The sequence below is a fragment of the Hymenobacter sp. genome (genome assembly GCF_035709525.1).
GTDB lineage: Bacteria > Bacteroidota > Bacteroidia > Cytophagales > Hymenobacteraceae > Hymenobacter.
Window position 1 is genome coordinate 15,567 of sequence record NZ_DASTEP010000238.1, and the last position, 18,741, is coordinate 34,307.

General features: G+C 60.3%; 13 protein-coding genes. 2 read left to right on the plus strand and 11 right to left on the minus strand.

Translation table 11 applies throughout. From position 1 onward, the window contains the following. Nucleotides 1–45 precede the first annotated feature (45 nt). The 3 genes from VFO93_RS21230 to VFO93_RS21240 all read right to left on the minus strand — a co-directional run bounded on the left by VFO93_RS21230 (nucleotide 46) and on the right by VFO93_RS21240 (nucleotide 6,697). The gene (locus tag VFO93_RS21230; RefSeq protein WP_325136380.1) at nucleotides 46–1,614 is read right to left on the minus strand and encodes a RagB/SusD family nutrient uptake outer membrane protein; all 1,569 of its coding nucleotides are present in this window, start codon (nucleotides 1,612–1,614) and stop codon (nucleotides 46–48) included. Between the two features lie 28 nt (nucleotides 1,615–1,642). Then, on the minus strand, nucleotides 1,643–4,660 hold the full coding sequence (locus VFO93_RS21235; RefSeq protein WP_325136381.1) for a SusC/RagA family TonB-linked outer membrane protein: 3,018 nt from the start codon (nucleotides 4,658–4,660) through the stop codon (nucleotides 1,643–1,645). Between the two features lie 138 nt (nucleotides 4,661–4,798). After that, the gene (locus VFO93_RS21240) at nucleotides 4,799–6,697 is read right to left on the minus strand and encodes an alpha-glucosidase (protein WP_325136382.1); all 1,899 of its coding nucleotides are present in this window, start codon (nucleotides 6,695–6,697) and stop codon (nucleotides 4,799–4,801) included. 411 nt (nucleotides 6,698–7,108) lie between these two features. Here VFO93_RS21240 and VFO93_RS21245 point away from each other — a divergent pair, with 411 nt between their 5' ends. Next, nucleotides 7,109–8,797: a DUF6377 domain-containing protein gene (locus VFO93_RS21245; protein WP_325136383.1), complete on the plus strand. Its 1,689-nt coding sequence runs from the start codon at nucleotides 7,109–7,111 to the stop codon at nucleotides 8,795–8,797. Nucleotides 8,798–8,850: 53 nt separating this feature from the next. Next, nucleotides 8,851–10,911 (plus strand): glycoside hydrolase family 65 protein, encoded by a 2,061-nt coding sequence (locus tag VFO93_RS21250; protein WP_325136384.1) that lies wholly within the window; start codon nucleotides 8,851–8,853, stop codon nucleotides 10,909–10,911. Nucleotides 10,912–10,998: 87 nt separating this feature from the next. On the opposite strand, the gene VFO93_RS21255 is transcribed toward VFO93_RS21250, so the two are convergent. The 8 genes from VFO93_RS21255 to VFO93_RS21290 form a co-directional block, all read right to left on the minus strand. Then, the gene (locus VFO93_RS21255; protein ID WP_325136385.1) at nucleotides 10,999–11,784 is read right to left on the minus strand and encodes a hypothetical protein; all 786 of its coding nucleotides are present in this window, start codon (nucleotides 11,782–11,784) and stop codon (nucleotides 10,999–11,001) included. 98 nt (nucleotides 11,785–11,882) lie between these two features. Further along, nucleotides 11,883–12,659 (minus strand): DUF1080 domain-containing protein, encoded by a 777-nt coding sequence (locus VFO93_RS21260; RefSeq protein WP_325136386.1) that lies wholly within the window; start codon nucleotides 12,657–12,659, stop codon nucleotides 11,883–11,885. A 129-nt stretch (nucleotides 12,660–12,788) separates the two neighbouring features. Continuing rightward, nucleotides 12,789–13,676: a hydroxypyruvate isomerase family protein gene (locus tag VFO93_RS21265; RefSeq protein ID WP_325136387.1), complete on the minus strand. Its 888-nt coding sequence runs from the start codon at nucleotides 13,674–13,676 to the stop codon at nucleotides 12,789–12,791. A 12-nt stretch (nucleotides 13,677–13,688) separates the two neighbouring features. Further along, nucleotides 13,689–14,945 (minus strand): nucleoside permease, encoded by a 1,257-nt coding sequence (locus VFO93_RS21270; RefSeq protein ID WP_325136388.1) that lies wholly within the window; start codon nucleotides 14,943–14,945, stop codon nucleotides 13,689–13,691. 168 nt (nucleotides 14,946–15,113) lie between these two features. Continuing rightward, nucleotides 15,114–15,602: a c-type cytochrome gene (locus VFO93_RS21275; RefSeq protein WP_325136389.1), complete on the minus strand. Its 489-nt coding sequence runs from the start codon at nucleotides 15,600–15,602 to the stop codon at nucleotides 15,114–15,116. Between the two features lie 18 nt (nucleotides 15,603–15,620). Then, nucleotides 15,621–16,673 (minus strand): sugar phosphate isomerase/epimerase, encoded by a 1,053-nt coding sequence (locus VFO93_RS21280; RefSeq protein WP_325136390.1) that lies wholly within the window; start codon nucleotides 16,671–16,673, stop codon nucleotides 15,621–15,623. 97 nt (nucleotides 16,674–16,770) lie between these two features. After that, the gene (locus VFO93_RS21285; RefSeq protein WP_325136391.1) at nucleotides 16,771–17,925 is read right to left on the minus strand and encodes a Gfo/Idh/MocA family oxidoreductase; all 1,155 of its coding nucleotides are present in this window, start codon (nucleotides 17,923–17,925) and stop codon (nucleotides 16,771–16,773) included. A gap of 187 nt (nucleotides 17,926–18,112) precedes the next feature. Beyond that, on the minus strand, nucleotides 18,113–18,724 hold the full coding sequence (locus tag VFO93_RS21290) for a gluconate 2-dehydrogenase subunit 3 family protein (RefSeq protein ID WP_325136392.1): 612 nt from the start codon (nucleotides 18,722–18,724) through the stop codon (nucleotides 18,113–18,115). Between the last annotated feature and the right edge of the window lie 17 nt (nucleotides 18,725–18,741).

Consider the following 18,741-nt stretch of genomic DNA (forward strand, 5'->3'; position numbering starts at 1 on the left):
TTGACATACTGCCAATTATGGCTCATGTCGAATTTGAATTACTAACTAGTAGCCAGTGTTTTGCGTGTAGTTTGGGTTGACGGCTATTTGCTGGTTGGGAATGGGGTAGACGAGGTACTTGGGGTCGCTGCTGGTAGGCCCCTGCTGAATCGGCCCCAGAAAGGTGCTGAAGCGTACCATGTCCTGCCGCCGCCATTGCTCCAGGTATAGCTCACGACCTCTTTCATCATAAATGTTGGTCAGGTTGACGCTGGTGAGGGCGCTGGCCCCGCGCGAGGCATTAGTGCGAATAGCGTTGACCAGCGCCAGCGGCGTGCTACCATAGGTACCCGCCACCGTGCCAGTGCCGCCGCGCAAAATAGCCTCGGCTTTCATCAGCAGGATATCGGGTAGGCGTAGGTGCACCATGTCATTATCAATCGTACCGGCCCCGTTGTTGGTGAAGTCAGGCGGGTATTTCATCGGGCGAATACCCGTGCGCTCCAGCGTTTTAGGGTCGGTTTCGATAATATTGACGGCAGCGGTAAGAACCAGCGGCGCGCCGGTGCGGTCGACAAGCGGCGCATCGGTTTGCAGATTATACTGCTGGCCGATGAGGAAGCCCACGTTCACGCGGTTGCCGGGGTTGGCGGGCCCGTTGGTGTAGCGGTATACCTGGCCCCGGCGCAGGTCGCTGGTTTCAAACTTATTATAAAAATCTGACAGGGCAGTGGGTCCGTTATAGCCGGTTGGTGTCATGTTGTAGTGCGAGATAAAGCGCCACAAGTCGTACTGCGCTCCGCTGCTCACGCCACCCTGATTCAGCTCCGTAAAAATATTCTCCGTGCCAATGTTGCTGTTGTCGGGGGCAAAGTTGTCGAAGTAGTTGCTTGCGAACCGATAGCGCCCACTACTGATTATCTGGTCGGCCAGGCTGATAACCTGGTTCATATCGGCCGCTGCAAACGTGGGCGTCTGCCGGTTGGCGTACACGCCCCGGTTGAGGTAGCACTTCATGAGCAGGCCGCGGGCCGCGTCCTTGGTGGCCCGGTTTACCGGCGCGTCGGGCAAATTGCCTAGCACTGCGTTAACCTCGCTCATAATGTAGTCGAGCGCGGCCGTGCCTTTGCGCACGCGCGAAGCTTCAATCACGCTTTCGCCGGGGTCGCGGTAAGGTATCTGGTCGTAGAGGTCCAGAATCCAGTACATGGCCCAGGCGCGTAGAAAGCGGGCCTCGGCTTGCTGCTGCGTCGTAGGGTTGTAGCGCAGCATGTCGGTAGCGGCATACACGATGCCGTTCAGGTTGTTGAAGGCGTCGCGCACCTCCTGGTGGTCGGCGTCCCAGTTGTGCTGGTGCAGTTGGCGCCACTTACCGTTGTCGTCCCAGTCGCCCCCGCGGGTGGGCATCAGGCGCTCGTCGGTGCTCACTTCCGACAAGGCAAACACCTGCGTAGCGCCCTGAAACGGGCTGCGCATCGCATTGTACACCCCTTCGAGCAGGGCCGCCGTGTTGCCACCGCCGCTGCCGCCTACCTGGCTGGTGGTCAGGCTTCCCTGAAGGTCTTCGTTGATTTTGCAACCATTGGCTAGCTGAAGCACGGCCACCATAGCCGCCGCGTTAAGAATCTTTCTCATAAAAACAGACAAGCTAAAATAGAGGGGATTACAGCGAGAAATTGACGCCAAATGTGAATGTGCGCGCCGAGGGATAGCCGGTGTAGTCGATGCCCGCCGAGGGCACCCCGTTGAAGGCCTTGTTGGTGTTGATTTCGGGGTCGAAGCCCGAGTAGTTGGTGAGGACAAACAGGTTTTGCCCAATCGCGTAGAGGCTGGCCCCCTTGAAGATTTTACCAAAATCGCCCAACGCGTACGACAACGTCAGGTTGGTAAGCTTCACATAGTTGCCGCTCTCCAGAAAGCGGGAGGAGGCCGTCAGCGGGTTGGTCGTCGATTCCTTAATGGGCGACTCGTAGTTGGACAAGGCGATGTTTTTACCCGTCAGAATCTGGCCCACGTTAAGCACGCTATTGAGCGTGTTGTTGTAAATCACGTTGCCGAATACGCCGTTGAAATTGGCAATCAGCGACAGTTTCTGGAAGCGGAACGTAGTGCTGAGGCCCGCCAGGGTGCGAGGATTGGGATTGCCCGAGTAGAAGGTGGGCGAGCCATTGTCGGCGTACGAAGCCTGCCCGGTAGTGGGGTCGATGCCTTGGTACTGGCGGGTGAAGAAGCCGTTGATGGGGTAGCCGCTCTGAATGCGCTCGACCGTGACGCCCGACAAACCCTGGCCGCTGAGCGTGCCCGTGGGAATGGGGGCGGCCAGGCCCGACACGTTGTTGCGGATGAAGGTAGCGTTGGCGTTGAAGCTCAGGCCAAAGCGGGCGTTTTCTACGGCCGTTACGCCCAGCACCAGCTCCACGCCTTTGTTCACCACCGAGCCATCCAGGTTTATCCAGCGCACCACCGAGCCGGGAGGGGCGGGCTGAATGGGAAAGCTCGGAAACAGCAAATCGGTTGTTTTCTTGTAGAAGTAGTCGGCGGTCAGCGTCACGCGGTTGTTGAACAGCGACACGTCCACCCCCGCGTTATACTGCTCATCCGATTGCCACTTCAGATTGGGGTTGGGGTTATTGCTCTGGGCCAGCGTTCCGTTGTTGGAAAATACGTACTGCCCCTGGGCGGAGCCCGCCGGGAATTCCTGATTGCCGGTGCGGCCGTAGCCGACGCGTGCCTTCAGCTGGTTGATGGCTTCGACCTTGAAGAAGCTTTCCTGGCTGACGTCCCAGGCCGCCGAAGCTGAAGGGAAATAGCCATACTTGTTGTTAGCCCCAAACTTCGTGCTGCCATCGGCGCGCAGGGTGGTCGTCAGCAGGTAGCGGCCTTTATAATTGAGAATAGCCCGGCCAAAAACCGACTGGAGCTCGGTAACAGGGTCTACGAATGAAGTAACCGTGCGGGCCGAGGCATTGGAGAACTGGATGTAATTGGTGTAGTCCAGCCCAAAAGTGCCAAAGCCGTTGGGCGGCCCCAGCGCGCTGATGGTCGACCCCGAATTAGCAAACTTGGTATACTCGTAGCCCACCAGCGCGTTCAGGTTAAAATCGGCGCCGAGCTTCTTGTTGAAGTTCAGCGTGTGCGTCATCTGCTGGGTCAGCAGCTCATTATTGGAAATGGCGGCGTAGCCGCGCCCGAAGTAGTCTTCGATGTTGAGGCGCTGGTCGATGGAGGTGCGCCGGATGCCCGTGCTGTAGGTGGCCGCAAGCAGGACCCGGTATTCCAGCCAATCGGTAAACTTATAGTAAGGCGAAATCGAGGCCAAAGCGGTGCTCACCCGCGAGTTATCATTGTAGTAGGCCTGCTGGGCCACCGGGTTGATGATGGTGCCGCGCCGCACGAAGGGGCTACCGTCGCGGTTGTAAAGCGTATCGGTGGGGTTGTATTGTAGCGCCTGGCCGATGAGGCTGCCCCGGAAGTCGCCGTTGTTGCTGATAGGGGCCAGCTGCTCGCGAAACTGGCTGGCCGTGATATTCACGTCGACCCCCAGGCGCTTGCTTTCCAGAAACTTGACATTGGTAGAGAAATTAGCGCTGTACTTCTGGAAGCCGGTTTTTTTCACAATGCCCTTCTGGTCGAGGTAACCAATCGAGAGGCGGTAGCGGCCGTTTTCGCCGCCGCCGCTCACGGCGGCCGTGTAGTTTTGCAGCGGCCCGGTTTGCAAAATGGCATCCAGCGGATTGTTGCTGAGCCCCTTGTCGTTGGTTTGCGGCGCCCCGTAGTACGGCAGCGCCGCCCGAAACTGGTCGGCCGAGAGCACCTTAATGCGCCGCATAATGGTCGAAAAGCCCCCCGAGGCCCCGATATCGAGCCGGGGCTCACCGGTTTTGCCGCGCTTGGTGGTGATGAGTACGACCCCGTAGGCCGCCCGTGAGCCGTAGATAGCCGTGGCCGAGGCATCCTTCAGAATGTCGATGGACTCGATGTCGGCCGGATTCAAAAAGTTGAGCGGATTGCTATCGGGGCTGTCGCCAAGCGAAGTAGTGAGGCCGGGGCGGGCCGAGCGCCCGTCGAGCGGCACGCCGTCCACCACATACAGCGGCTGGCCGGTGCCCGTCACGGCCGAGTTGCCCCGAATGCGGATAGTAGAGGCTCCGCCCGGCTGCCCGCTGTTCTGCGTCACCTGTACCCCCGAGGCCCGGCCCTGCACGAGCTGCTCGGGCGAGGTGAAGGTGCCTTTGTTAAACTCTTTCGGGCCGAGGGCGCTCACGGCGCCCGTCAGGTCGCTTTTCTGTACGGTGCCGTAGCCCACTACCACCACATCGCCCAGCGCCTGGGCGTCGTCTTTCAGCGTCACTTGCACCGTGTTGCGGCCCGTTATGTCAACCGTTTGAGTGGCGTAGCCCACGAATGAGAACGAGAGCTTGGTGGCCGTAGCGGGCACCGTCAACTGGAAATTGCCGTTGCCGTCGGTGCCCGTGCCGTTGGTAGTGCCCGGCACGATAACCGTGACGCCGGGCAGGCCGCCGCCCGTGCCGTCGAGCACTCTACCCGTCACCTGCCGGGCCGTTTGCGCGTAGCCGGCGATAGGCAGAAAAAGGGTTAAGAGCAGTAGCTTACCACTTAGTGCAGACCGGGAGGCCGGCCGCTCAAAGGCGTAAGAACTTGAGTAATTGTGATTACGCATGGGTTAAAAATGAAGAGGTGGGAAAAATAGCGAGTAGTAAAAAGAGCTTATTAGCAGGCAAATGCGTTGCAATCGTTTCCGGAAAAAACGCCGATAATTTGGCAGCTTTTTGAGCGTAGCCATTGGCATTGAAAAGAGCTAATTCAGCGGCAGCACCACTGCCTGCCAGGGCTGCAAGGCCAGCACCGGGCCGGCCGCCAGGGTGGGGTAGTTGTTGAGCCAGGGCTGCCCGCTGGGCGTGAGGCCCGCCGGCACCGCCCACGAACGGGGTGCCGATGAGAAGTTGAGCACTACCAGCGCCCGCTCGCCGTCCAGCGTGCGGGTGTAGGCGTAGATGTGCGGGTTGGTCGCGTCGAGTAGCTCATACTGCCCGTAGGTCAGTACCTTATGCCGCTGCCGCACGGCCGTAGCCCGCCGAAAATGATGCAGCACCGAGCTGGAGTCATTTTCCTGCGCCGCCGCATTGATGGTGGTATAGTTCGGGTTCACCGCCAGCCAGGGCGTGCCCGTGGTAAAGCCCGCCTGGGCCGTAGCATCCCACTGAAAGGGCGTGCGGCTGTTGTCGCGCCCGAAGCGTGCCAGGCCGTGCATAAAAGCTGGCAGGTCGCCGCGCTGCTGCTGCACCAGCGCGTAGCCGTTGCGGGCGGCCACGTCCCGGTAGTCGGCGATGCCTTTGAAGGTGCTGTTGGTCATGCCCAGCTCGTCGCCGTTGTAGCAGTAGGGCGTGCCGCGCATGGTTAGTAGAAAGGTATTCAGTAGCTTAGCCGACGCGGCCCGGAAAGCCGGCCGGTCGTCGCCAAACTTGCTTACCATGCGCGGCTGGTCGTGGTTGCCGAGGTCGATGGCCTGCCAGCCTTTCTGGGCAAAGGCCTTGTCCCACTTCGTGAATACCTGCTTGAGCTCGGTGAGCTTATACGTATCGCTGCCGCTGCCCACGCCCACCCCCTCGAAGTGGTAGGTCATGTCGAGCTCCTGCCGCGCCGGGTCCACGAACAGCATGGCTTCCTGGGGGTTGCGGCCCGCGCCTTCGGCCACGGCCATCAGGTTGTACTTGCTCAGCACCTCACGGTTTATTTCGTGCAGGTAGTCGTGCAGGTGCGGGCCGTGGTTGTAGGCGTTGGCGTAGTTCTGCTCCGTGAGGCCCGGCATGGGCGGGAAGCTCGGGTCTTTGGCCACAAACTGAAAGGCATCCATGCGAAAGCCATCGATGCCCTTGTCGGCCCAAAAGCGCATCAGGCTATACACTTCCTGGCGCAGCTTGGGGTTGTTCCAGTTCAGGTCGGGCTGCTTTTTAGAGAAGTAATGCAGGTAGTAGCTCTTGGTGAGCGAGTCGTACTGCCAGGCATTCTTCTTGACGTCGAACGTACTATAACGCGCTGGCGGCGTGCCCTTTTCGGCGGGCCACCAGTAGTAGTAGTCGCGGTAGGGGCTGGTGCGCGAGCTGCGCGCCGCCTTAAACCACGGGTGCTCGTCGCTGCTGTGGTTCACCACCAAGTCCATGACCAGCTTGAGGCCGCGCGCGTGCATCCCGCGCAGCAGCTCATCAAAATCCTGCATCGTGCCAAACTCCGGCTGAATCTGGCGATAGTCGCTGATGTCGTAGCCGTTATCATCATTGGGCGAGGCGTAAATTGGGTTCAGCCACACCGTGCCCACGCCCAGCCTCTTGAGGTAGTCGAGCCGCCGGATGATGCCGCGCAGGTCGCCCACTCCGTCGCCATTGCTGTCCTGAAAGCTGCGCGGGTAGAGCTGGTACACGATGGTTTCTTTCCACCAGCCCGGCTTTTTGGCCAGGCCCGACGTGGCGGTATCGCCCTGGGGCGGCACCGCCGCTGCGCGCTTCTCAGTGGCGGTGGTGTTAGCCGCGCCGTCTTCTTGCTTAGCCGCTTGCTGGCAGGCCGCCAGCGAGCCGAGGGCTACTAGCACCAATGCCCGGCCAGTCAGTCGCCACCACGGCCCGGCCACCGGAGAGAGGCCAGGGGCGGCGGGCGAGGTAGCAACTGGGCAAGAGCGATACTGGGAGGAAAGATGTAGCATAAGTAGAAAAACAGGCCCCAGGCCGGCCAAATACCGAAATCGTTTGCAGGTGATTTTTGCAAAAGAATCTGCTACCTGAGCATTCCCCAAGACTATATGACAAGGCTCAGAAAAAATATCAATCTTATTTTTAGATAAGATATTGATGATTAAAATTTTGTGCATAAAAAATAGCTGTAAAATATAGCCTATTTATTAGGCATAAACTGGAATAAACCAAAGAATAGGTATGAAATTTCCGCTTTGCCAGGCCATACCTACCTGCCACAAACAAGAGCCAAAACGGCTCAAGCGTGCGCGGCTGCTGGCCCTTAGAAGACGCCTCTGGTAAGGCGCTGGTTATGAAACAGGCAGCCGCCGTATCTTGGCCTCATTAAAGCTGCACGCTTTTTCACTTCTGCTTTCCCACCCGTGCCTTTTCCTTTTTGCTGCCGCGTCGCCTGGCTGCTGGGTTTGTGTAGCCTACTGCTGCGTGGGCTGCCGGCCCTGGCGGCCCCTGGCGCGGCCGATAGCCTACTGCGGGTGCTCGACCAAACCCTTACGCAGCAACGCAACTACGACCAGCAGCGCTGCGCCCGCTTGGCCGGTTTCACGGCCGAGTTCCTGGCGGATAAGACCGACACGCCCGCCCGCTACCAAACAGCGCTGCGGATTTATGATGAATATCAGGTTTTTAAGTATGACTCTGCGTTTGCCTACAGCCTGCGGCTAGCCGCGCTGGCCCGCCGCCTGCACAGCCCCGCCCGGCTACAGGCCGCCCGCATCCGGCTGGCGTTCACGCTGCGCTCGGCGGGCTTGTTTAAAGAGGCGTTCGATACGCTCAACGTTATCAATCCCCGGCACCTGGCCGTGCCGGACAAGGCTGATTTCTATGAGATGTACAACATCGTGTGCATCGAGCTGGCTGAGTATGAGCCCAATGCCTATTACACGCCGCTGTATTTGAAGAAGGCCTACGCCTACGCCGACACGGCCGCGCGCTACTCGCGCCCCGGCACCTACGTGCAGCTGGCCCGGCTGCTACTTAAGGCCCGCGAGCAACACGACCTGGCCGCCGGCCGGGCCGCGTATGCCCGGCTGCGGCAACTGCCCCTCACCGCGCACCAGTTGGCTACTACCTCCTGCAACCTTGGCCGGCTCTACGAGTACGCCGGCCAGCCCGAAGCCGCCTTGCAGCTAATGGCGTTGGCGGCGATAAACGACTTGAAATCATCGACTAAGGAAGGCATTGCGCTGTACTTGGTAGCGCAGTACTGCTACGAGCGCGGCGACCTGGAGCGGGCGCACCGCTACATCGGTGAGGCCCGCCAGGCCGCTACTTTCTTCAACACCCGGCAGCGCCTGATGCAGATGGCCCCGCTGGCAGCACTGATTGACGGCCAAAAAATAGCCTCAGTAGAAAGCCAGCGCCAGCAAGCCCGGCGCTATACGCTGGTAGTTAGTGTGCTGGCCATGATGGTGTTGGGGTTTGCCTGCCTCAGCTACGTGCAGCTGCGGCGGCTGCGCCGGGCCGGTGCGCTGCTGACTGCCAGCAACCAGGAACTGCACAATAAAAACCGCAAGCTGCGGGTACTGAATGAGCAGCAGCAATTGCTAAACCAGAAGCTGAAAGAGCTGAACCAAGGCCTCAACGAAGCCAACCGCATCAAGGAAGAGTACATCGGCTACTATTTCAACAACACGGCGCGCTACATCGACAAGCTCGAAAGCCTGAAGAAAAAGCTGACCACTATGCTAGCCACCAAGCAAATAGCCGTGGCGCAGCGAATGGTTGAGGAAATTGATATCAAGTCGGAGCGCATCGACTTGTTTAAGGGCTTCGATACGGTATTCGTCCAGCTTTTTCCCAACTTCGTCACCGAGTTCAACGCCCTTTTCACCGAGGCCGACCGCATTCACCTGGCCGATACGCAACTGCTCAATACCGAGCTGCGAATCTTTGCGCTCATTCGGCTGGGGATAACTGACAGTGAGCAAATTAGCCGTATTCTGGGTTATTCCATCCACACGGTATACGCCTATAAGACGCGGGTCAAAAACCGCTCTTTCCTGCCCAATGAAGCCTTCGAGGCGCGGGTGCTTGCCATCCAGGCCAATTAAAACTGTAAAGCGGAGTGCCACTCCGTTTTACACTACCAGCTTTCCACTCTGCCATGTCCGTTTCCACCCGTCTCCAGCCAAAAGCTTGCCTTTGGGCGCTATTCCTGCTACTTACGCACTTGCCGCTGGCCGCCCAAACGCCGGACCCCTGGCGCATTACGGCCGCAAAAATTGACCCCAGCAACTACTACGGCGTAACCGTGGCCAATGGCATGATAGGGCTGGTGTCGTCGCCGGTGCCGTTTCAGCTGAAAAGCGTGGTGCTGGCCGGGGCCTACGACCAGTACGGCCGGGGCCGGGTCAGCAACTTCCTCAACAGCTTCAACCTGCTGAATATGTACCTGGAAGTGGACGGCCACCGCCTCAACGCGCAGGACGCGAGCAACTTCCGGCAGGAGCTGGATATGCAGCGGGCGGCCTTCACCACTACCTTCGACTACCAGGACAAGGCCAGTATCAGCTACACCTACTACGCCCTGCGGCACCTGCCCTACACGGTGCTGCTCGATGTCAGTATTACGGCCAAAAAAGACGTGGCCCTCACCGCCGCCAGCGTGTTGGAAACCCCCGACGCCCTGCGCGACGCCCAGAACTATTACAACGAAATCGACCGGCCGCACGCCACGCTGAGTTTGCTCACGTCGTCGGCTAAAAGTCCGACGGGCAAGCTGTTGCTGTGCGCCAGTACCAGCTTTTTATTTGCCGAGCCACACGGGCAGGAGCCACGCATTATCCATGAGATGTGGGACAATAACATGCACCTCATGAAGTTTGGCAAGGCGCTGAAGGCGTGGCAGACCTACGCCTACTCGGTGGCGGGCTCCAGCATCACCTCGGCCCACCACCCCGACCCGCTCAACGAGGCCGAGCGGCTTACCATTTTTGCCCGGCTGGAGGGCCGGCAGCGCCTGCTCGACTTTCACCAGAAAGCCTGGCAGGAGCTGTGGCAGAGCGATATAACCATAGCCGGCGACGCGCAGGCCCAGCAGGACGTGCATAGTATGCTGTACCACCTCTACAGCTTTTCGCGGGCCGGCACCGACTACTCGCCCTCGCCGATGGGCCTCTCGGGCCTGGGCTACAACGGCCACGTGTTCTGGGACAGCGACCTGTGGATGTTTCCGGCCCTGCTGGTACTGCACCCCGAGCTAGCTAAATCATTGATTGAGTACCGTTTACGGCGGCTCGACCTGGCGCGGCGCAATGCCTTTGCCCACGGCTACCAGGGGGCCATGTACCCCTGGGAAAGCGCCGACACCGGCGTGGAGGAAACGCCCGTGTGGGCCCTGAGTGGGCCATTTGAGCACCATGTATCGGCCTGCGTGGGCCTGGCCGCCTGGCAGTACTACTGCGTGACCCAGGACAAGGACTGGCTGCGCGAGAAAGGCTGGCCGATGCTCTCAGCCACGGCCGATTTTTGGGTTAGCCGCGTCGAGCGCAACGGCCCCGGTCACTACGATATCAAGAACGTGGTAGCGTCCGATGAATGGGCCGAAAACGTAGATAATGACGCCTTTACCAACGCCGCTGCCCAGGCCAACCTGCGCGCCGCCACCGCCGCCGCCAAGCTGCTCGGCCTGCGCGCCAACCCCGATTGGGCGGTGGTGGCCCAGAATATTCCCCTCCTGAAAATGCCCGACGGCGTGACCCGGGAGCACGCCACCTACCACGGTGAGGGCATCAAGCAGGGCGACGTGAACCTGCTGGCTTACCCGCTCGGCACCATCACCGACCCCACCCAAATCAAAAAAGACCTGGCCTACTACGAGACCCGCGTGCCCAACGAAGGCACGCCGGCCATGACCCAGGCCATTTTTGCCCTGCTCTACGCCCGCCTCGGCGACGGCGGCAAGGCGCAACACTTCTTCCAAGATGCCTATTTGCCCAATCTGCTGCCGCCCTTCCGCGTTATCGCCGAAACCAAGGGCGGCACCAATCCTTATTTCGCCACCGGCGCGGGCGGCGTGCTGCAAGCCGTACTCATGGGCTTCGGCGGGCTGGAAATCACGCCATTGGGTATTACGCAGCGCAAAACAACCTTGCCCACTGGCTGGCATTCGGTGAAAATAACCGGGGTAGGCGCGGGGCGGAAAACGTATTCAGTCGGCAAGTAGTGAAAGCAGCCAGACGGTAGGTTTGCCTAAAAAGTCTGTCATTGCGAGCGCAGCGAAGCAAGGACGGGCGTAGTTTAGAGCTATAGCTCAATAATTTACCATTTCATAAAGCACCGACTCAAAGGCACTCGCATCGACGCTGAACTCGCCTCGGAACGGATTGTCCATGGCGGCGGTGACGAACAGCAGCGCCCCGAGCAGCAGGGCAATGAGGCAGGTGAGGGCCGTTTGGTGAGTAGTGTCCTTGGCGAAGAAAAACCAGGAGATGGCCACGTTGATGGCCGCGCCCAGGATGAGTACCCACCACAGGAGATTGGGCAGGTTGGCCTGGTCGCCGCGCAGGCGCAGGCGGTGCGCCAGTAGCAACTCGTTTACTTGGTTGATAGCTTGGCCGTGTACTACTTGCAGGCGGGCGTCGGTCGGCACGAAGGCTAGGAAATCGTTCTTAAACAGACGTAGTAGCTTACTGCTTTCCTGCGGCACAATGCCCTGGTGGTGCTCGGGCCAGTCTACGTTAATCACGGCCCGCACGTAGGCTTTCAGCTCTTGCTGATAAAGCCGCCGGGCGGCCGGCGGATAGGTAGCCATGTCCTGGTACAGCGCCGCCGTGATGGTAGCCTCATTATCAACCTGGCCCGACAGCGCCTGTGAATTGCTCCAGACGCCGGCGGCTACCAGGCCTAGCAGGATGCCGTAGATGACGCCCGACACGCCCAAAAAGTAGCTAACCAGGTCGTTGTGCTCGGCCGAATCCTGCACGTGAGCGCGCACCCACGGCCGCAGCAGCACCATGCCTGCCAGTGAGAAAATCAGCGTGGCGCTGCAACAGGCCACGAAAAGAACCCAGTTGGGTACGGCGTAAATCCAATCCACGGCGCAGGAAAAAGCGCCGGCCCGGCGCAAGTACCGGGCGAAGGTAGGCTACGGCGCAGCTTTGGCGGGACAAGGGCTGCGCCAATCAGCGCCTAGCGCTATAGCTCGCGCACCCAGATGTTGCGGAAGCTCAGCGGTTCGCTTTTGTCGCCGTGCGCTTGCAGCTTGATGGGCGACGGGCCGTGCGCCTGTTGGTAGCTGGCCTTGCCGATGTATTGCGTGGGGCCATCGAGCGCCACGTTATTCTGCACCACCACGCCATTGAAGAGCACCGTGACGCGGGCCGGCGACTGCACCGCGCCATCGCTTTTGAAGACTGGGGCCGTCCAGACTACATCATACGTCTGCCACTCGCCGGGCTTGCGGATGGGGTTGGCCAGTGGGATGCGCTGCTTGTAGATGCTACCCGCCATGCCGTTGACGTAAGTCTTATTCTGGTAACTGTCAAGAATTTGTAGCTCGTAGCCCAGGTCGCCCTGGCCGATGGAAGCCAGAAAGACGCCGCTGTTGCCGCGCACCTGTCCAGTACCCGTAATGTTGGCCGGCACGCGCCATTCGAGGTGCAGCTGGTAGTTGGTGAAGGTGCGCTTGGTTTCGATGTTGCCTTGTGCCTTGTCCACGGTCAGCAGGCCGCCGGCCACTTTCCACTTGGCCGGCGCCTTGCGGTCGGCCACCGCTACCCACTCACTCAGGTCTTTGCCGTTGAACAGCACCACCGCGTCGGAGGGCGGCGCGCTGGGGGTGTAGGGGCCGGGCGTTACCGTTTTAGGCACTGGCTCATACACTTCGGTGTCTTCCGGCTTGCCGGTTTGCTGGGCGTGGGCCACGGAAAGGAGGATGAGCGAAAATAGGGTGGGGAGGAGGGCGCGTTTCATGAGTTTGGGTAGTTAGGGATTCAACTGTCATTGCGAGCGCAGCGAAGCAATCGCATCAGGACGGGCCGTTTGGGTGCCGCGCTGGTGCGATTGCTTCGCTGCGCGCGCAATGACAGCCATATTTCCTTATCAGACGTCGCACAGCTGCACCGCCTGGCGCAGTGAAGCCAGCTTATCGGCCTGGCGCGGCATAAATTCCTGCGCCACGAAGCCCTGAAAACCAGTGGCTTTGATGGCCCGCATGATAGCCGGGTAGTTAAGTTCCTGCGTATCATCGAGCTCGTGGCGGCCGGGCACGCCGGCCGTGTGGTAGTGCGCGATATACTGGTGATTATCCGTGATGGTGCGAATGACGTCGCCCTCGTCAATCTGCATGTGGTAGATGTCGTAGAGCAGTTTGAAGTGCTCGGAGCCCAGCTTTTTGGCCAGCGCCACGCCCCAGCTGGTGCGGTCGGCCTGATAGTCGTGGTGGTCGATTTTGCTGTTGAGCAGCTCCATTACGAGCACTACCTTGTGCTTTTCGGCCAGGGCCATTAGCGGTTGCAAGCCCTTCACGCTGTTGGCTAGGCCTACTTCGTCGCTCATGCCGCGGCGGCTGCCGCTAAAGCAAATGAGGTTGGTGTAGCCCGCCGCCGCCACCTTCGGAATCATCTCGGCGTACTGCTTTTGCAGCCGGGCGTGAAACTGCGGGTCGTTGAAGCCATCGGTGAGGTTGATTTCAGCCCCGTTGCACATGGGCGAGTCGAGGCCGTGCTTTTTGAGCGTGGGCCAGTCGGCCGGCCCCACGAGGTCGATGCCCCGGATGCCCATTTCCTTGGCCGCGATGCACAGCTTTTCCAGCGGCATATCCTGGAAGCACCAGCGGCATACCGATTGTTTGATATTGTTTTTCAAGGTCTTGGTTGCTTGAGCAGGCTTGTCGCCGGGCGCGTAGGCGCTGGCGAAACCCAGCGCGCCCACCGTGGCGGTGCTGGTGAGGATGGTTTTGAGGGCCGTGCGGCGGTTGTAAACAGGCATAAAAATAGAAGGCTAACCGGGCACTACGGTAGAAGCTTCGCCATACGGCACGGCGGCCGTAGGCGCGGCGGGCGAGGTAGTGCGCTCCCGAAAAAACAGCAGAAACAGCAGCAGTACCAGCGCCGCGATGCCGGCCGGAATCAGCCAAATCATGCGCCAGTCGTGGGTGCCGCCCGCCAGCTGGTACTGGTCGAAAATGCGCCCCGACAGCAGCGTACCGATTAGCATACCCACGCCATAGGTCGCCAAGGTAATGAAGCCCTGCGCCGCGCTCTTGAACTGCTCGCCAGCCAAGTTGTCGGTGTAAATCTGGCCCGTGACGAAGAAGAAATCGTAGCAAACGCCGTGCAGCACGATGCCCGCAATGAGCATCCAATAGCTGCTTGCGCCGTCGCCGTAGGCAAAAAACAGGTAGCGCAACACCCAAGCCGCCATGCCGATAGCCAGCATCTTCTTTACGCCCAGCTTCTTGAAAAACAGCGGAATGGCCAGCATGAACAGCAGCTCCGATACTTGCCCGAGGCTCTGCACACCAGCCGCCGCCTTCATGCCCACCTCGTTGAGAAAGGGGTTGGTGAAGCCGTAGTAAAACGCCAGCGGAATGCAAATGGCGATGGACGCCAGAAAGAAAATCAAATACGAGCGGTTGCGCAGCAGTCCGATGGCTTCGAGCCCCAGCATGTCGCCTACTGAGCTGCTTTGGCCGTGTTTCACGGGCGGGGTGGCGGGCAGCGTGAAGCTGAACACGCCCAGCAGCGCCGCCGCGCCGGCCGCCATCAAGAAGGTGGCTTGTAGGCCGTTGCTTTGCTCCCAATTCAGCCAGCCGATGGTGAGGCCCGCCACTATCCAGCCCAGCGTGCCCAGCACCCGAATGGGGGCAAATTCCTTCTGCGGGTCTCGCATTTGCCGGAAGGCGATGGAATTGACCAGCGCCAGCGTGGGCATGTACAAGACCATATAGGTCAAGATATTGGGGTAGAAGCTGTCGAAGTCGGTGGCCGTGCTGGCGTGCCACAGCAGCGCCGCGCCCGCCAGGTGTAGCACCCCGAGTATTTTCTGCGCCGAGAAAAAGCGGTCGGCAATCAGCCCGATAATAAACGGGGCCACGATGGCCCCGATGGACTGCGTGAGAAAGGCCACGCCCACCTGCGTGCCCGTCGCGTGCAGGTTGCGCAGCAAGTACGTGCCCAGCGTCACAAACCACGCACCCCAGATGAAAAACTCCAGGAACATCATGAGGGACAGCTTTATGCGAACGGCGGTAGTCATGCGGGTGGGAGAGTAGCGCGGGCTTTCAGCCCGCGAGTGAGACAGTTTGGATAGGCATTGAACGGCGTAGAGACGCAATATTTTGCGTCTGACGTCTGGTAACGTATCCTGACGCAAGACGCAAAATATTGCGTCTCTACACGTTGCTACGCTCAAAGCTAACTGCAACTACTTCAGTGTCAGAATATACTTCACCATTTCCTTGGCGTCCGATTCCGACAGCCCCGGGTGCGGCGTCATCGCAATGTCGCCCCAGTTGCCCTTGCCGCCGCTGATGACTTTCTTACCCAGCATAGCCACGTTGGCGGGCGTGTTAGGGTATTTCTCGGCAATGGCCACGTAGGCCGGGCCAAGCAGCTTCTCACGCTCGCGGTGGCAGCTGGCGCAGTCCGACGAGGCCATGAGCTTGGCACCCTGGCTGTTATCGGCTACGCCGGTGGGGGAGGTGCCGATTTTAGAAGTAGATGTATCGACTTGCAGCTGGTGAGCCTTGGCCGCCACGTTGGTAGCCGTTACGCTGTCGGGGGCCGAAGGGGCTTCGTTGGCCTGCTGGGCGGCTTTTGGGGCGTTTACCTGGTCGGGGCCGTCGGGCTTGTAGCCCGAGTCGCAGGCCGTGAGCAAGGTCGCCGCGCCGAGGTAGAGAACTAGCTTTTTCATGGGTGGGAAAATCGAAGGTTAAAGTCCTAGTAGCTTTCTATTCTGCGCGTTGTCGACGCCCGACGCCGCGAAGTCGTCAAACGTGCGGTCGGTGACGCGGATGAGGTGGTCCTTGATGAATTGCGCGCCTTCGCGGGCCCCGTCTTCGGGGTGCTTGAGGGCGCATTCCCACTCCAGCACCGCCCAGCCGGGGTAGTTGTACTGCGCCATCTTGCTGAACACGGCCTTGAAATCGACCTGCCCATCGCCCAGCGAGCGGAAGCGTCCGGCCCGCTCCAGCCAGGGCTGGTAGCCGCCGTACACGCCCTGCCGCCCGGTGGGGTTAAACTCGGCGTCCTTGACGTGAAACGCCCGGATGCGCTCGTGGTAAATATCTATATACGCCAAATAGTCAAGGCATTGTAGCACGAAGTGCGACGGGTCGTAAAGTAGGCAGGCGCGCGGATGGTCGTTTACTTCCGTCAAAAACCGCTCGTAGCTGATGCCGTCGTGCAGGTCTTCGCCGGCGTGGATTTCGTAGCACAAATCCACGCCTTGCGCGTCGAATTTATCCAGGATCGGCCGCCAGCGGCGGCCCAGCTCCGCGAAAGCTTCCTCTACCAGCCCGGCCGGGCGCTGCGGCCAGGGGTACACGTAGGGCCACGCGAGCGCCCCGCTGAAGGTGGCGTGCGCCGCCAGCCCCAGCCGCCGCGAGGCCTTGGCGGCGTACACCAACTGCTGCGTTGCCCACGCCTGCCGCGCCACCGGGTTGCCGCGCACCGCCTCGGGTGCAAAGCCGTCGAACAGCGTGTCGTACACGGGGTTTACGGCCACCAGCTGCCCCTGCAAGTGGGTCGATAGCTCGGTTATCTCCAGCCCCGCCGCCCGCACCGTGCCGCTGAGCTCGTCGGCGTAGGTCTGGCTTTCGGCCGCCAGCTTGAGGTCGATAAAGCGCGGGTCGAGGGTCGGCAGCTGCACGCCTTTATAGCCCAGGCTGGCCGCCCATTCGCAGCTGGCCTTCAAACCGTTGAAAGGTGCCTGGTCGCTGATAAACTGCGCCAGAAAAATACCGGGGCCTTTGATAGTTTTCATACTTGGTGCTTAGTGCTTGGTTGTTCGTACTTGGTATTAAAGTTTTGTATTGTTCAAAGACTTGATGTACATGCTTCTAAGCACCAAGCACTAAAACCTAAGCACTAAAAGCCGTCCATTTTTGCTCGCTACGGCCCGAGGCAATGACGCTTTCAATGAACGCCATTCCGCGCACGCCTTCCTCAATACCCGGAAAATCAAGCATTTTAGGCGAGGGCGTTTCGCCCGCCAGCTCGGCCTGCAAGGTCAAAGCGAAGTTGCGGTAGATGTTGGCGAAGGCTTCAATGTAGCCCTCGGGGTGGCCGGGGGGCACGCGGGCGTTGTGGCGGGCGGCGGCGCTGAGGTAGGGCGCGTTGGTGCGCAGGGTTTCGGTGGGGCGGTCCAGGTGCTTCAGCAGCAGCGTGTTGTTGTCGGCCTGCTGCCAGTCGAGGCCACCTTTTTCGCCGTACACGCGCAGGCGCAGGTTGTTTTCTTCGCCGGCCGCCACCTGCGTAGCTACCAGCACCCCACTAGCCCCGTTGCTGAGGCGCAGCAGCACCGCGCCATCGTCGTCGAGCTGCCGGCCGGGCACTACCGTATTGATGTCGGCGCAGAGCTTTTCTACTTGGAGGCCAGTAACATACTCCAGTAGGTTGAAAGCGTGGGTACCGATGTCGCCCATCGCGCCGGCTACGCCGCTGCGGGCGGGGTCGGTACGCCAGCCGGCCTGCTTGTTGTCGGCGTCACCTTCGGCGAAGGTACTCAGCCAGCCCTGCGGGTACTCTACGTACACCTTGCGGATGGAGCCGAGCGCGCCGTCGGCTACGCGCTGTCGGGCCTCCTTCACCATCGGGTAGCCGGTGTAGGTGTGCGTGAGGGCCAGGCGGCGGCCGGTGGCCTGCACCACGGCGGCCAGCTCCCTGGCCTCGGCCAGCGAGAAGGTCATGGGCTTGTCAACGATAACGTCGAAGCCGCTTTCGAGCGCTAGCTTGGCGGGCGCAAAATGCAGGTAGTTAGGCGTTACGATGCTCACGACCTGCACGCGCTCGGTTGCCGGCCGCGCCTTTTCCTGCTCAATCAACTCCTGGTACGAACCGTACACGCGCGCCGGGTTCAGACCTAATTGCTGCCCGGTGGCGTGCGAAGTTTCGGGGCGACTGCTGAAAGCGCCGGCCACCAGTTCGTAGTGGCCATCGAGGGCGGCAGCCAGCCGGTGTACCGCGCCGATAAAGGCACCCTGGCCGCCGCCAATCATACCGAGGCGTAGTTTCATGAAATTAGCTATTTGTAAATGATGCTACCCAAACGCGGGCGCCTCACCCCCCGGCCCCCTCTCCGAAAAGGAGAGGGGGAGCCTGACGACTACTCAGCGACTGCTTGCGTTGGCTTGCGGTCGGCTCCCCCTCTCGTTTTCGGAGAGGGGGCCGGGGGGTGAGGTGCCCGCGTTAAAGAGAAAATGCTTAGCTCGTAGCCCAGGCCTTGTCACCCTTTTTATACGGGACGTTCCCATCGTACCTACCCGGCACGGGCAGGTAGCGCAGCGCCTGCGTGGCCCCCACTTCCGACGTGAAAAAGCCCAGCAGCGTCAGCTCCTTTAGCATGCGGAAGTAGTGGTTGGGCTCCTCTACTTTCTTGGTTTTGCTGTACTGCTTCTGCTCGGCGTCGAGGGCCGTGAGCAGGGCCGTGCGCTGGGCCGGCGTGCTGTCCAGGAAGCCTTTGCCGTTCTGCTTCTGGCTGGCGGCTTCCAGTTTATCAAAACCTTCCATGAAGATTTTCTGGTCGGCGGGGGCGTAGCAGTCGCGCACCATCACGGCCATGAAGCTGCCGACTTTGGCGGCTTTCGCGCCGGGGCTTTTGGTGGGCGGCAAGATGGTGTCGCCCACTTCATCGAGGTAGGCTACTTGCTTCGCATCAAGCGGCTTAAAATCGCTGCCCGGCGCTTTCGTTTCGTCCTTAGCGGTGTCCTTATTAGAGGTAGAGGGGCCGCAGCCCGTCAGGAACACATCGGCCCCGATAACGGCCCCGCCCATGAGCAGCGCCACGCGGGTCAGGGCATCTCTTCTGTTCATCATATCCGTAAATACTAGGA

Coding starts and splice junctions, on each gene's coding strand:
- VFO93_RS21235 (WP_325136381.1), bottom strand. CDS start 4,660: ATGCGTAATCACAATTACTCAAGTTCTTACGCCTTTGAGCGGCCGGCC.
- VFO93_RS21265 (WP_325136387.1), bottom strand. CDS start 13,676: ATGCCTGTTTACAACCGCCGCACGGCCCTCAAAACCATCCTCACCAGC.
- VFO93_RS21275 (WP_325136389.1), bottom strand. CDS start 15,602: ATGAAAAAGCTAGTTCTCTACCTCGGCGCGGCGACCTTGCTCACGGCC.
- VFO93_RS21290 (WP_325136392.1), bottom strand. CDS start 18,724: ATGATGAACAGAAGAGATGCCCTGACCCGCGTGGCGCTGCTCATGGGC.
- VFO93_RS21230 (WP_325136380.1), bottom strand. CDS start 1,614: ATGAGAAAGATTCTTAACGCGGCGGCTATGGTGGCCGTGCTTCAGCTA.
- VFO93_RS21280 (WP_325136390.1), bottom strand. CDS start 16,673: ATGAAAACTATCAAAGGCCCCGGTATTTTTCTGGCGCAGTTTATCAGC.
- VFO93_RS21260 (WP_325136386.1), bottom strand. CDS start 12,659: ATGAAACGCGCCCTCCTCCCCACCCTATTTTCGCTCATCCTCCTTTCC.
- VFO93_RS21240 (WP_325136382.1), bottom strand. CDS start 6,697: ATGCTACATCTTTCCTCCCAGTATCGCTCTTGCCCAGTTGCTACCTCG.
- VFO93_RS21250 (WP_325136384.1), top strand. CDS start 8,851: ATGTCCGTTTCCACCCGTCTCCAGCCAAAAGCTTGCCTTTGGGCGCTA.
- VFO93_RS21270 (WP_325136388.1), bottom strand. CDS start 14,945: ATGACTACCGCCGTTCGCATAAAGCTGTCCCTCATGATGTTCCTGGAG.
- VFO93_RS21285 (WP_325136391.1), bottom strand. CDS start 17,925: ATGAAACTACGCCTCGGTATGATTGGCGGCGGCCAGGGTGCCTTTATC.